Below are 14,105 nucleotides of genomic sequence, written 5' to 3'. Positions count from 1 at the left end.
ATTGGGCTACATGGCAAAAATCATCAAAACCCACAAATGCGCGGCCTGAGGCTATCCTCGGACCATGCTGCGCATTTCTCCAACCGACACCCCGCCCGCTTCCATGGCTGCCGGCCAGGGCTGGCCGCTATTCAGCGCCGCCGCCACGCGCCAGATCGAGCAGGATTGCGCCAGACGCCTGCCTCCCCACCGACTGATGGAGCGTGCAGGCCTTGCCATCGCCAAACTGGCGCTGGCAATAGCCCCCCATGCACAACGAATCTGGATTGCCTGCGGCCCGGGCAACAACGGCGGCGACGGCTTTGAGGCGGCGGCGCAGCTCAGAACCATGCTGCCCCACGTGCGAATCATGGTCAGCGAGGTGCGCGCGCCTGCCGAGCTACCTTCCGACGCACAGATATCCCGGGACAAGGCCAGGCAGGCTGGCGCGCAGTGGCTGCATGACGCGCCCGCCGATCTGGGGCCACAAGACCTGTGTATCGATGCACTGCTGGGCATCGGACTGAGCCCGCGCCCCTCTGGCAAGGCCTCGACTGAAAAGCAGCGCTTGCTGCAACTGCTGGCCCAGGTTCGGCAGTGCGCCTGTGCCGTACTCTGTGTCGACCTTGCCTCCGGCCTCGATGGCGATACCGGCCAGTATCTGAGGGAATTCGCGCCCGGCCATATCGCCGCCAGTCAACCGCGCCACACGCTTGCCTTGCTGACCCTGCAGCCCGGCCTGTTCACCGGCCAGGGACGCGATGCCTGCGGACAGATCTGGTGGGACGACCTGGGCTGCGGCATTGCCGGCACTCCCGGCATGACCAACCCCGCTGCAGCGCAGCCCACAGCGCATCTGAGCCCCCCCTCCTCCGCTTCCTCGAGTGCGCGCCCGCACGCCAGTCACAAAGGCAGTTTTGGCAATGTAGCCGTGCTTGGCGGCGAAGGCCTGGGCTTGCGCGGCCTGTCGATGACGGGCGCGGCCTGGCTGGCGGCACTGGCCGCACTGCACGCCGGAGCCGGCCGCGTCATGCTGGCCTTGCTGGACGAAGCACTACCGCAAGGCATTGCCCCCTGGCCGGAAATCATGCTGCGACGGCCTGCAGCCCAGGACTGGAGCCAGGCCACCGTGGTCTGCGGCTGCGGTGGTGGCGAAGCCGTGCAGGCCTGGCTGCCCCACATACTGAGCCAGGCGCCACAGCTGGTACTGGATGCCGATGCACTCAATGCCGTCGCAGCCAGCCCAGTGCTGGCACAGCAGTTGAGCCAGCGTGCCATGCAGCAGCTGAGCACGGTCTTGACCCCCCACCCGCTGGAGGCCGCGCGCCTGCTGCAGACCACTACCCCCCAAGTGCAAGCCGACCGCCTGCAGTCCTGCCTGCAGCTGGCCCGCAAATTTCAGTGCACGGTGCTGCTCAAGGGCTCGGGCACGGTTGTTGCCAACCCACAGCAGCAAGTCTGGATCAATGCCAGCGGCAATGCCCGCCTGGCCACGGGCGGCACGGGCGATGTGCTGGCCGGACTGATCGCCGCGCTATGGGCACAGGGTCGCAGTGCCGATATGGCTGCCATGGAGGGGGCCTTCCGCCACGGCCAGCTCGCAGATCGCTGGCCCGCAGACCGCCCGTTCAGCGCCAGTGCCCTGGCAATGCACCTGGGCAAGCAGTAACCAGCGCAAGAAAAAAGGCCTTACCGGTATCCGGCAAGGCCTTCAGCGCTTCGCAAGCGAGCAATCAGCGTTCGGTCTTGCGCTTGCTGGTTTTGCTTGCCGGCGCGGGCTTGGTACGCGCTGCGGGCTTGGCTACCGCCTTTGGAGCCTTGGGCGCCGATTTCGCCACAGACTTCGCCGCCACCTTGGCCACGGCCTTGGATTCGGGCTTGGCCGCTGGCTTGGCAACGGAGACAGGTTGCGCATCAGGCGCAAGCAAGGCGGCAACCTGCTTCCTGCCTGCCGCCTTGCGCGGCTTGGCAACCACGGCCACAGCGACGGGCTCCGCTACAGGCTCGGGCTTGGGAGCCTGCGCGTATTCCGCCTCCAGCGCCGCCAGATTCACGCTTTTCAGCATGGCCTTCTTGGCTGCCTTACGACCTTGCCTGGAGCGATCGGGCTCAGGCGCAGCAGCAGGCTCTGCAGCAGCATTGCGCTGCGCACGACTGGCCTTGGCGTCACGACGACTCCACTTGTCGGAATAGCCGCCCGCACTGCGCTCGTCACGCGAATCACGGCGACCACGCCCCTCATCCTTGGCCTGACCGCGGCCGCTGCGGGACGACTGCACCAGACCGTCCTCGCCGTCGCGCACCAGACGGAAGTCGATGCGACGTCCATCCAGATCAACGCGACTGACTTGCACGCGCACTCGTGCACCGATGCCATAGCGAACACCCGAGCGCTCGCCGCGCAGTTCCTGCCGGGCTTCGTCGAAGCGGAAGTAATCGCCGCCCAGTTCGGTGATATGCACCAGACCTTCCACATACATGGCATCCAGCGTCACAAAGACACCGAAGGTCGTCACCGAGGACACCGTGCCCGCGAACTCCTCGCCCAGATGCTCGCGCATGTACTTGCACTTGAGCCAGGCTTCCACATCGCGGCTGGCCTCGTCGGCGCGGCGCTCGTTGGCACTGCAGTGCAGGCCGGCGGCTTCCCAGGCCTGAAACTCCTTGGCCGCCGAACGCTTGCGCGGCTTCTGACCCGGCGCGACCACCCGCGAAGCCAGACGCTTGGCCATCTTCGCTTCAGCCTCACCCGGCGTGGGCAGGCTGGGCAGCTTGTAATGCGTGCCGTTCAGCTCCGCCTTGATCACGCGGTGCACCAGCAAGTCGGGGTAACGGCGAATCGGGCTGGTGAAGTGGGTATACGCCTCAAAGGCCAAGCCGAAGTGACCCGAGCCCTCCGGCGTGTAGAAGGCCTGCATCATGGAGCGCAGCAGCATGGTGTGAATCTGCTGCGAGTCAGGTCTGTCCTTGGTGGCACTGGCAATCTGCTGGAACTCCTTGGTCGAAGGGTTCTCGCTGATGCTCATGCTCACGCCCATGGCCTTGAGGTAGTTGCGCAGGATTTCCTGCTTCTCCAGCGAAGGCTTGTCGTGCACACGGAACAGCCCCAGCTGCCCGCTCTGGTCGATGAAATCAGCGCTGCAGACATTGGCCGCCAGCATGGCCTCCTCAATCAGCTTGTGCGCATCGTTGCGGGTGCGCGGCACGATCTTCTCTATGCGACCGTTGTCGTCGCAGACGATCTGCGTCTCGGTCGTCTCGAAGTCCACCGCACCACGCGCCTCGCGCGCCTTGAGCAGGGACTGGAAGACGCCATACAGATTCAGCAAGTCCTGCACGCGATCCTTGCGCTTGGCCGCTTCCGCCCCCCGCGTATTGGCCAGGATTGCCGCCACCTCGGTATAGGTGAAGCGCGCATGGCTGTGCATGACTGCCGGGTAGAACTGATAGGCGTGAATCTCGCCTTGCGCCGTGATCAGCATGTCGCAGACCATGCACAGCCGATCCACGTCGGGATTCAGCGAGCACAGGCCATTGCTGAGCTTTTCCGGCAGCATGGGAATCACCCTACGCGGAAAGTACACGCTGGTGGCGCGGTCGTAGGCATCGATATCGATGGCGCTGCCCGTGGTCACATAGTGGCTCACGTCGGCAATTGCCACCAGCAGGCGCCAGCCCTTGCTGCGCCCCACCTTGGCAGGCTCGCAATACACGGCATCGTCAAAGTCGCGCGCATCTTCGCCGTCGATGGTGACCAGGGGAATATCGGTCAGGTCGATGCGGTGCTTGCAGTCTGCGGGGCGGACTTTTTCAGGCAGCGCCTTGGCCTGCTCCAGGCAGGCGTCGGAGAAGATATGCGGCACGCCATACTTGCGCACCGCAATCTCGATCTCCATGCCGGGGTCATCCACTTCGCCCAGCACTTCGACGATGCGCCCCACTGGCTGACCAAACAGGGCCGGAGCCTCTGTCAATTCCACCACCACCACCTGCCCCGGTTTGGCAGCACCCGTGGCATTGGAAGGAATCAGAATGTCCTGGCCGTAGCGTTTGTCTTCGGGAGCCACAAGCCACACACCGCTTTCCTGCAGAAAGCGACCAATGATGGGCTGATCGGGACGCTCCACGATTTCCACCACGCGCCCTTCGGGGCGACCGCGATGATCATGGCGAGCAATGCGCACCTGGACCCGGTCCTTGTGCAGCACCGCACGCATTTCATTGGGGGGAAGGTAGATGTCACGCTCACCATCGTCGCGGACGACGAAGCCGTGACCGTCGCGGTGGCCCTGCACTGTGCCCAAAATTTCTTCGTTCATATCGGCAACTTTTGCGCGAGGGTTCATTTTTTTGATATACAATCTATGTCTTTCCTGAGATGCCCAGGTGGCGGAATTGGTAGACGCACTAGTTTCAGGTACTAGCGGGTAACTCCGTGGAGGTTCGAGTCCTCTCCTGGGCACCAAGTTTAACGACAACCTGCAAGGGTTGAAACAAACTTGGAAAACATTCCCCCAAAGGAATGCTTTCAAGCCAAGTGGCATCTTAGAGAATTTGAAGATTCGGGTTGAACGCAAGAAATTGCATTACAATACGAGCTTCCCTGAAAGCCCAGATGGCGGAATTGGTAGACGCACTAGTTTCAGGTACTAGCGGGTAACTCCGTGGAGGTTCGAGTCCTCTTCTGGGCACCAAACACGACAAGCCGCTGCATGCAAATGCAGCGGCTTTTTCGTTTTCGACCCAACCCGATCGGTCGTGCTGATTTTTTTGAAAAAACATGCGCAAACCGTTATCTGCTCTAGATCAGCTGCTATATAATTCGATCACTCTGAAATGCCCAGGTGGCGGAATTGGTAGACGCACTAGTTTCAGGTACTAGCGGGTAACTCCGTGGAGGTTCGAGTCCTCTCCTGGGCACCAAACACGACAAGCCGTTGCATGCAAATGCAGCGGCTTTTTCGTTTTTGCAAGCCCGACGTCGGAAGCGCAAAGTTTTCTGAAAAATCTGCACAAATCGGCTCAGACACCGCCTTGACCACTATATAATTCGCTCACTCTGAAATGCCCAGGTGGCGGAATTGGTAGACGCACTAGTTTCAGGTACTAGCGGGTAACTCCGTGGAGGTTCGAGTCCTCTTCTGGGCACCAAACACGACAAGCCGCTGCATGCAAATGCAGCGGCTTTTTCGTTTCCGAGTCCGCTCGATCGATCGCGCTGATTTTTTTGGAAAAACATGCGCAAACCGCCATCTGCGCTAGATCAGCTGCTATATAATTCAATCATTCTGAAATGCCCAGGTGGCGGAATTGGTAGACGCACTAGTTTCAGGTACTAGCGGGTAACTCCGTGGAGGTTCGAGTCCTCTCCTGGGCACCAAACACGACAAGCCGCTGCATGCAAATGCAGCGGCTTTTTTGTTTCCACACTACGCCCTTGAAGTCACGCACACCAGGAGCAGGACGCAGGTGCAAGCTAGCTCCCACCTGCGTCTGCGGCACGTCCGATCCATCGAGTCGAGGAGGAACGCCCTGCAGACAACATGTGCGTATTCCGGTCGAACTGACCGCCTACGCCGGCTATGGCTGACCAGGCTGCTGGTCGTGACCGACTGAGTTCGGCCAGAAGCGGACCTAGAGCGTCTTCTTGCGAGGATGTGTCATCATCAAATGCATATGCAAGAAGCACCACAAAACTGCCAACCGCTTATTGACGTAAATATCGTTCGGCAACTTATTGACCTGCAATTCCCTCAATGGGCAGGTCTGAGCCTCGCACCTGTGTTACCTGGCGGCTGGGACAACCGAACCTTTCGCCTTGGAGCTGACAAACTGGTAAGACTGCCCAGTGCAGCAGCGTACGTGGAACAGGTCGAGAAGGAGCAAACGTGGCTGCCAAAAATCGCTGCAAACATCTCCCTGGCCATTCCCGAACCAATCGCTAAAGGCAAGCCCAGTGACATCTATCCATGGCCCTGGTCGGTTTACCGTTGGCTAGCAGGTGAACCTGCTGCGGAGGCTCGTGTTGATGACAAAGCGACCTTTGCGCGTGATTTAGCCAGTTTCCTTCACGAGCTTCATCAAGTTCCCGTAGCGGGCGCTCCACAACCAGGGCTACACAACTTCTTTCGGGGTGACTCACTAGCCGTCTACGATGCTGAGACCCGTTCTGCCATCGTGGCTCTCGCCGATTTTCTTGATGCGGATACCGCTTTGGCGGTATGGGATGCAGCATTGAAAAGCAAATGGACGCCTCCGCCAGTCTGGGTGCATGGAGATATAGCGTGCGGCAATTTGCTGGTTAATGAGGGCCGGTTGTGTGCCGTCATTGATTTTGGTTGCTCTGCCGTGGGCGACCCAGCATGCGATTTGGCGATAGCTTGGACATTCTTTGAAGGAAAAAGTCGGCGTGCATTTCGTGCGGCGCTTCCTTTGGATGGCAGTACATGGGCGCGTGGTCGTGGTTGGGCTATGTGGAAGGCTCTGATAACCCTAGAAAAAATCTCTCCCGGTGAACGCAAGAGTAGTCCATCGTATCGCACACTCCAGCAAGTCCTGCTGGACCACTATCAGGCAAACGAAAACTAACTCTATGTCGCCTTTGGGTCGTTTGCTGCGGGTGGTCAGAACAAGCAAGCCGGTCATCGCGTATCGGAATGATGGTCAATTAAGGCCAGCGCCCGCAACATGCACAAAAAAGTGCCTCAACTCGCCTGAATGCAGCTTTTCACGCTATATAATTCGCTTACTCTGAAATGCCCAGGTGGCGGAATTGGTAGACGCACTAGTTTCAGGTACTAGCGGGTAACTCCGTGGAGGTTCGAGTCCTCTCCTGGGCACCAAACACGACAAGCCGTTGCATGCAAATGCAGCGGCTTTTTTGTTTGTCAGTGCACCTACCAAGGGTGCAAGAGACAGATGCAAGAAAGGGAGCTCTCAAGCTCCCTTTCTTGCGACCGCCACCCCTTATCGAGGCGGCATGCCCATCACTTACTTGCGCAGCAATTGCTTGAGTGCGGTCTGCAGGCGACGGGCAGACGCCTCATCGATCGCACTTCCCAGCACCGTGGCCACATCCTGGCCCCAGGTCTGCTGGGGCGCTGGATCGTTGCGGCGAGTCAGCATCTGCAGCTGCAGCGCACGGCGTGCAGCCAGCTGATCGGCCGGGGTGTGCACGTCAGCAGCCATTTCCAGGCGCAGCAGAGCTTCTGCAGCATTGCCCTTGGGCGCAGCGGCCACGGCGCCGGACCAGGAGGTACGCACAGGAGCCGTCACCTTGCCACCCAGCTGCTGAGCCGATGGCAGCTGCGCCGCATCACGTGCCTGCCAGGCACCCAGCAACTGGGTCAGCGCTTCGCCATGGGCCTGGGCCGCCAGCTTGCGCAAGGCCTCCTGGGCATGCTCCACGGCATCACGCTGGGCACGGAAGGCGGGATCGGCCAGACGAGGACCGCGCTCTTCACGCGCGAACTCGCGACGACCACGACCGGCATCGCGGCTGTCGCGGCCATCACGGCCACCGCGCTCACCACGGGCTGCATCTCGGCCACGGCCTCCATCCTTGCGATCGCCAGGACGGCCACCGACGGCAGCTGCGGCCTCCTTCTTCATGCCAGGGCGGTCATCACCACGCACGGCGACCACGGGACGTGCCGGCTTGGCCACTGCCGCAGCTTCTGCCGCATCGGCTTCAGCTGCTGGCTCCGTCTGGGCTTGAGGCTGATTGTCGCCAGTCTTGGCAGGCTGGGCCTTGATGGCAGCCTCCAGCTCGGCCAGCGCTGCGTGAATCTTCTGCGCATCGCCGCTGGCATTGGCCGCTTCGACCGCCTTGGATGCATCCAGCACGCGACGATCATGCTCGGACAGCTCGACCGCTGCCTGGCTGCGACCACCACGCTCCACGCTCTTACGATTGAAGGCATCATCCAGCGGCTTGCGGAATGCATCCCAGAGCTTTTGCTCATGCTTGCGATCCAGCGGCACCACCTGAGCCTCGGCCTGCCAGCGTTGCTGCAGCGCCTTTACGGCATCGATGCGCAGGCTGGGCGCAGTGCCCAGGGCCGTGGCTTCGTCGATCATGGCATGGCGACGCTCCAGGCTGGCCTTCTGCGCCGCCTGCAAGGGTGCTTCAGCGGCAGCCATGGCCTGCTTGAACAGGGGTTGCAGCTCGGCAAACAGCTTTTCGCCGATATGTCCGCTTTCGCGCCAGCGTTCGCCAAACTGGCGCAGTGCGCGCAGCATGTTCTTCCAGTCCTGGCTCGCGGAATGCTCTGCGGCCCAGGCCTTGATTTCTTCGATCAGCGCCAGACGCTGGGCCTTGGCCTGCGTGCTGTCCTGGCGAATCTTGTCGTGCCAGGACTCGACCACCTTGTAGGCGGCATTGCAGGCCTCGTCGAACTTCTTCCACAGCGCATGATTGGCCGCAGCACCCTGGTCGGCCTGCTTCCACTGCTCGCGCAGGCTGCGCAGGGTTTCCTGGATCTTGCGGCCACCCAGAACCTGACCGTCGGGGCGGTTGAGCAAGGCCTCGGCCTTGGCCACCAGATCTTCGCGCAGCTTGTCGGCCAGCTGACGCTGCCAGCCATCGGCCTCACCGGCAGCCAGCAGAGCGTCGTGCACTTCGCTCACGGTCGCTTCATCCACAAAGCGGCCATGGGTCTTGATGGCAGCGCGCATGGCTTGCACGGCTTCGGAGCCTGCCTTGCTGTTGCCGGCTGCGGTCTCGGCCTTCAGCGCCTCCAGAGCCTGGCCCAGGCCGGCCTTGGCAGCTTCGACCTGCTCGGAGGTGGGCTTGCCACGGCCACCGGCTGCTGCGCGTGGCGCGGCAGGCTTGGCCACTTCCACAGCAGCGGCCTCAGGCGGCAAACCACGAGCTACACGGATTTCGTCAGCCCAGACCGGCACGGTGGGCAGAGGTGCAGCCTCGTCGGCGGCAGCCGCTTCGGTAAGCGCAAGCGCAGACTGGAAGGCATCCCAAACCAGCGCCAGCTGTGCCGACGCGGCTTCCAGCTGAGGCGGGAAGCGGCCGTCCACGCTGCTCCAGCTGGCGTCACCGGTCAGTTCCTTGGCCTGTTCTTGCCAACGGGCCACATCAGCGCCGAGAGCCTCCAGAACGGCCTTGGCATCCTTCCAGGACTTGGTGGACAGCACTTCAATGCGCTGCGCCAGGAGCAGCGCCACTTCGCGCTGCACCTGGGTGCGATGTTGCAGGTCTTCCACAGCCTTCACACGCTCGACCAGCTGGGCCTTGAATTGCGACAGGGGCTCGCGCGACAGTGCGGCACCGGCCTTGGCGGCATCACGCTGCCAGGCGGCTGCAGCTGCGGCGTCAAAGGGCACGGCTGCCAGCAGCGCCTCTGCCTTCTCGGCCCATTCCACCGAAATCTTTTCCTGATTTGCGGTGCGGCGGATTTCATCAAGGCGCTCACGCACGGCACGGGCAGCACTCTTGTCGCCCTTGCTCAGTTCCTTGTGAACGTCCTGGAGTTGCTCGACCGTGGGCTGGGTCGCCAGCCAGTCGCGAATGCGCGCGGCGCGATCACCCGAGGTCTCGGCGGAGAAAGCACCACCCGTCAATGCATCCAGCGGATGTTGCTCAGAATTCTTGGCAGAGGCCGGGTTCACTTCAGATGCATCAGACATGGTGCTGCTAGGAGAAATAGATGTCATGTAAGGGTCAGAAAATGCTTGGCAGCCACCGCAGTCAACGCTGCAACAGGCCAGAGCCAACCCACATGAGGGCAGACTTTCCAAGCGCAAGCCCAGGCACATGAGTGCCTAGGCAAACCGGTATTTTCGCCTTTATTTAAAGGCAAGCCAAAAAATGCGAAATCGCAAGGTATTTCGCGGCGATTTCATTACTGAGCCGACAGGCTCAGCTGGGCACGCGGAGTCCAGTCCTTGTCCTTCAGATCCAGCTTGGGAGCGCCCAGGAACAGGCGCTCCAGCGGCAGTTGCTGGGTGGCCAGATAGTCCCGCACAGCCACGCCGCGCGCCAGTGCCAGCTCACGCATGGCATCGTCGGGCACCTTGATGCTGGCCACCAGCAGGGCCTTCATCTGATCGGCCGGCAGATCCTTGGCCATCCCGACCATGTTACGGGGCTTTTTGATGTCGGCACGGCCGTAGACAGCCTTGAGCAAGGCCAGGCGCTCGGTTTCGCTGAACTCCATCACCTCATCGCCACTCTTGCCTGCGCGAATCACGTTGCGGCGCTTCTGGGCCAGCAGCAGTCGATCCAGCTCCTCCGACTTCCAGGCCTCCTGGTCTTCGGCTTCGCGCGACTCACCCACCACCGTCATCTTGAGTGCCGGGCGGTCGTTGAGTGCCTTGACGATCTTGGCCAGCTGCTCTTTTGCCTGGTCATCGAGCTTGGCACTGCCCGGCGCAAAATTGACAGCACCCGATTCGTCGCCACCCGAGAATGCGCCTGACAACAGCGCAAACGGTGCAGTCACGGCTTTCATGATGATGTTGCCGATCACCTTGAAGATGATGGGGGCCAGACGGAACTGCGGGTCGTTGAGCGAGCCGCTCAGCGGCACATCCAGATCGATCACGCCGTTGCGGTCGGACAGCAGGGCCACGGCCAGCTTGACGGGCAGCGACGCGGGCGCGCCTTCGACCTTGTCACCAAAAGTCAGCTGACGCAGCACCAGCTTGTTCGAGGCCGTGAGCTGTCCATCGGGCTGCACCTTGTAGTTCACATCCATATAGAGCTTGCCGCGCTCTATGCCATAGCCCGCGTACTTGATGGAATATGGCGACAGCGGCGACAGCTCCAGGTCATTCATCTGGGCGCGCACATCCAGCGCCAGAGGCTTGGCCAGCGGATTGATCTTGCCGCTGATATCGAGCTTCGCCGTGCCCTGGGCCCGGCCCTTGATTTCAAGATCGGCCATTTGCGGTCCGGCCTGGCCTGCAGGGGCCTGTGAAGAGAAAGCACTCAGACGGCCGGTCAGCTCACTCAGATCGGCCGAGTAGTTAGGCTGGATGAAGTAGTCAGAGAACTGCACTTTGCCGCCTGTCAGCACAATCGGCCCGACCTTGATGATGGGCGCAGGCCCGCTGTCCTCGGGCTTTGCCGGCTCTTCCACAGGCTTGCTGGCTTCGGGCTTCTGGCCCGCCGCCACCTTGGCGTTCGCCTCTTCGTTCTGCGCGACGGACTGTTCGGACTTTTCGGTCTTCACAATGTCCTGCAGATTGATGCGGCCGTTGCGCTGCACGATGACGCGCGCAAAAAAATCGCTCAATGCCGTCTCGCGCACGCTCACGCGCAGCGGCTGGGCCGGCTGCATGCTCAGATCCAGCCCGCGCACGGCCAGTGTCTTCCAGGCCAGCAGATCATCGCCCAGGCCCAGGCCGGTACGCGCTGCCAGCGCCTTGGCGCGGTCCGCCGTGGAGTCATTGAGCACCGCCGTCAGCGCGCCCTTGGCGGTGCTAGGCTTGCCAGCCTCCTCCTGCACCGGAGCAGCCAGCGTGGAGCGCACGCGCAGGTCGTTGAGTTCCACATCCCCCGACACGGACACTTGCGGCCCCTTGGCATGGGCCAGATAGTTGAGCCGGCCGCGGAAGTTGCCATCGGCACGCACCAGATCCACATTGAGCTTGTGAGCGAAATACGGCTCCAGTGCATGCAGCGGCACGGCACGAGCCTGCAGTTGACCCTGAGCCGAAACCGGCGTCAGGCCCAGCAGCCCCTTGAACTGAATTTGGCCAGCCTGCACCCGGCGATTGGCCGAGAGCTGCGCCGAGACCTCCAGCGGGGTCGGCGCCGCCTTGGCCGCCAGCGGCTCGAAAGCGCCCAGGCGCACGCGCAAGGCGCTGACATCCAGCTGTACCGGCTGTGCACTGCGGCCTTGCACAGGTGCGGCATCGCGGAACTGCAGCGCACCGCCATCCACGGCAATCGCTGCGAGCTTGACCGACCAGGGCTGGCCTGGCTCCGTCTTAGCCCCCTGGCTTGTCGATCTGGCTGCCGGCACTGCGGCAGGCAGCCAGCGCTCGTACATCCAGCGCCCTTGTGCGTCGCGCAGCGCCGCAAGCTGAGGTTTCTGGACGGCGATGGCCTCCACCTGCACCTGGCGGGCAGCGAGATCGACCTGAACGCCGCTGACCTTGATCTGCGCGATATTGACGGGAGCCTGCTTGTCCTGCAGCTGCAGCTTGTCGGCAGTCAGCTCGGTCACTTCCGCCACCACCCCGCCCTCGCCCCAGGAAATCCGGGCATCGGTATTGAGCATGGCGCTGAGCTGCGGCGTGAAGTGCGCTTGCACATAGGGCTGCAGCCATTGCAGCGGCAACTGCTCCAGCTTGAGGCTGAGCTTGCCGGCCTTGAGCGTGGCCTCACCCTCCACAGCCAGGCTGGCTTCCTCTTGCGCCTGTGGCTGGCCGCCTGCTTGCACTCCTGCGGAGGCCTTCAGGTGCAAAGCTTCATTCATGGGCCAGGCCAGGCTTCTGGCCTGCAGGGTCAACGGAGCCAGCGTCAGCGCCGCAGGTGCCGCACCTGTTGCAGCATCCTGCCAATGCACGATGCCGCCTTCAATATCGAACTGCTGCACGCCAACGACCAAGGGGTTGGGCTTCTGAGCCTTCGCATTTGCCTGGGCCGGATTGCTTGCCTCGACGGAAGCGGGCTCAGGCCCTGCCTTCTCAAGCGGCGCTGCGGGAGCAACGGCCGGCGCATTCAGCCCCAGCCAGTTGATCACGCCTTGCGCGTTGCGGCTGACATGTACCTCCGGCTTGACCCAGCGCACCGTCTCCAGCGCCATCTGGTTCTGCAGCGGTTGAACATTCTGGAGCTGCACTTCCAGCGCATCAAAGCTCAGCAGCGGCGCGCCCTGGCGGTCCTGCAAAGCGACCTCGCTCAAGGCCAGCTTGCCGCTGATGCGAACCACCGGCTGGTCTTTTTCCTCGAAGCTGACCTGCAGATCCGTATCAAGCATTCCCGAGAGAGGCTGCACCGGAACACTGGCAGGCACATAGCCCAGATAAGGAGTCAGATCGATGTGCTCCCATTTGAGATGCATCGCCGTCTGGCGGCTGTCCGTGAATGGCGTGCTCTCGCCCGATGTATCGAACTTGCTGCCGTTGAGGTCGAAAGCCAGATGCGGCAACACCTTGATCTCGCGCTTGGACGCCAGATTGCTGATGAAGGGAATGCTCAGCTGCAAGTCCTTGAGCTCATGCTTGCGCTGCACCGACTCGTCATTGAGTTCGGCACGGCCGTCGCGCAAGGCAATGTTGTAGAGCGCAAAGCTCACGGGCTTGGCTGGCTCTTCGTCATCGGGCTCCATGAGCCTGGCAATCACATCGTCGATATCGAGCTTGCCCAACGAATGCTGAGTCAGGCGCACCACGGGCGCATCGACCTCGATGGCATCCAGCACAGGCGCGAGCCTGAACAGTGATTGCGCACTGGCATTGATGAAGATGCGCTTGATCTCCAGCTGGGGCTCTGCGGCAGAATTCAGGTCTTTATGAGCTGAAACGCCTTCTGCATCAGCGGTTACAGCTACTTTTTTAGTAGCTTTATCAATCACCAGATCATGCAGGGTGATGGACATCGCCCAGGGCGCAAACTCGATCTTGCCCACATGGACGCCGCGCCCCAGCTTCTCGGCAGCCCGTTTTTCCAGCTGGCTCTTAGCCACCCAGGGCACCAGCGCCCAGAGCAGCAGCCATAACAGCAAAAGAGCAAGAACAGACCAGATCAGCCGGCGAAGCCAGCGATTCGATGTGAGCAAGGACATGAGGATTTGTTATTGATGCAGGGATTGAAAGCCTTTCAAGACTCTCAGGGCCGGGACCCGCCACGCGCCCGGAACACCACTGTACCTTGAGCGCATACAGGTGTATCCAGATTGCGCTCTATATATAGATAGAGGCAAGAGGCGTTTCCAGAGAGAAGTTTGCGTCATCGACATGCCCGGCAGAGACAGATGAGCGCGAAAAAATGCAAACAATGCGCTGCAGCACGAGACCTCGCCAGAAACGACAAAGCCCGGAAGTGGCGAAACCGACTTCCGGGCTTCACGGCCGGTACCAGACCGGGCCGTTTTCGCGGTTCAAGGAGGGTGTGGTCCTTGCCGCTGGAAGCAACGATTGCTCCCTTTAGTGCCTCAAGC

Annotated in this window: 5 protein-coding genes and 6 tRNA genes; 8 read left to right on the top strand and 3 right to left on the bottom strand. The window is 61.7% G+C overall.

What is annotated here, in order from left to right; all coding sequences use genetic code 11:
* The first annotated feature begins 64 nt into the window (after window positions 1-64).
* Window positions 65-1,648, top strand: a complete 1,584-nt coding sequence (locus tag FSY59_RS22860; RefSeq protein WP_148729747.1) for an NAD(P)H-hydrate dehydratase — start codon at window positions 65-67, stop codon at window positions 1,646-1,648.
* 64 nt (window positions 1,649-1,712) lie between these two features.
* On the opposite strand, the gene rnr is transcribed toward FSY59_RS22860, so the two are convergent.
* On the bottom strand, window positions 1,713-4,325 hold the full coding sequence (gene rnr / locus FSY59_RS22855) for a ribonuclease R (protein WP_050874193.1): 2,613 nt from the start codon (window positions 4,323-4,325) through the stop codon (window positions 1,713-1,715).
* A 34-nt stretch (window positions 4,326-4,359) separates the two neighbouring features.
* Here rnr and FSY59_RS22850 point away from each other — a divergent pair.
* From FSY59_RS22850 to FSY59_RS22820, 7 genes are all read left to right on the top strand, one after another.
* Window positions 4,360-4,444: transfer RNA gene (locus FSY59_RS22850), tRNA-Leu, on the top strand.
* 144 nt (window positions 4,445-4,588) lie between these two features.
* Window positions 4,589-4,673: transfer RNA gene (locus tag FSY59_RS22845), tRNA-Leu, on the top strand.
* Between the two features lie 144 nt (window positions 4,674-4,817).
* A tRNA-Leu gene (locus FSY59_RS22840) sits at window positions 4,818-4,902 on the top strand.
* A gap of 143 nt (window positions 4,903-5,045) precedes the next feature.
* Window positions 5,046-5,130: transfer RNA gene (locus FSY59_RS22835), tRNA-Leu, on the top strand.
* Window positions 5,131-5,274: 144 nt separating this feature from the next.
* Window positions 5,275-5,359, top strand: a tRNA-Leu gene (locus tag FSY59_RS22830).
* A 296-nt stretch (window positions 5,360-5,655) separates the two neighbouring features.
* Entirely contained in the window at window positions 5,656-6,567 is a 912-nt protein-coding gene (locus tag FSY59_RS22825) for an aminoglycoside phosphotransferase family protein (RefSeq protein ID WP_255439686.1), read from the top strand.
* A gap of 169 nt (window positions 6,568-6,736) precedes the next feature.
* Window positions 6,737-6,821 (top strand) — tRNA-Leu (locus FSY59_RS22820).
* A gap of 148 nt (window positions 6,822-6,969) precedes the next feature.
* Here FSY59_RS22820 and FSY59_RS22815 read toward each other — a convergent pair.
* Together FSY59_RS22815 and FSY59_RS22810 are read right to left on the bottom strand one after the other, a co-directional pair.
* Entirely contained in the window at window positions 6,970-9,621 is a 2,652-nt protein-coding gene (locus tag FSY59_RS22815) for a DUF349 domain-containing protein (protein ID WP_148729745.1), read from the bottom strand.
* Window positions 9,622-9,836: 215 nt separating this feature from the next.
* Entirely contained in the window at window positions 9,837-13,730 is a 3,894-nt protein-coding gene (locus FSY59_RS22810; protein WP_148729744.1) for a DUF748 domain-containing protein, read from the bottom strand.
* Between the last annotated feature and the right edge of the window lie 375 nt (window positions 13,731-14,105).

The sequence above is a fragment of the Comamonas sp. Z3 genome (genome assembly GCF_008121565.1).
GTDB classification, from domain to species: Bacteria; Pseudomonadota; Gammaproteobacteria; order Burkholderiales; family Burkholderiaceae_C; genus Comamonas; species Comamonas brasiliensis.
Note: the sequence above shows the minus strand (reverse complement) of the source record. Positions and strands in the feature narration are given on the sequence as shown.

Bases quoted from the DNA above. Each gene is read 5' to 3' on its own strand.
- rnr (WP_050874193.1), bottom strand. From the start codon at position 4,325: ATGAACCCTCGCGCAAAAGTTGCCGATATGAACGAAGAAATTTTGGGC.
- FSY59_RS22825 (WP_255439686.1), top strand. From the start codon at position 5,656: ATGCAAGAAGCACCACAAAACTGCCAACCGCTTATTGACGTAAATATC.
- FSY59_RS22810 (WP_148729744.1), bottom strand. From the start codon at position 13,730: ATGTCCTTGCTCACATCGAATCGCTGGCTTCGCCGGCTGATCTGGTCT.
- FSY59_RS22815 (WP_148729745.1), bottom strand. From the start codon at position 9,621: ATGTCTGATGCATCTGAAGTGAACCCGGCCTCTGCCAAGAATTCTGAG.
- FSY59_RS22860 (WP_148729747.1), top strand. From the start codon at position 65: ATGCTGCGCATTTCTCCAACCGACACCCCGCCCGCTTCCATGGCTGCC.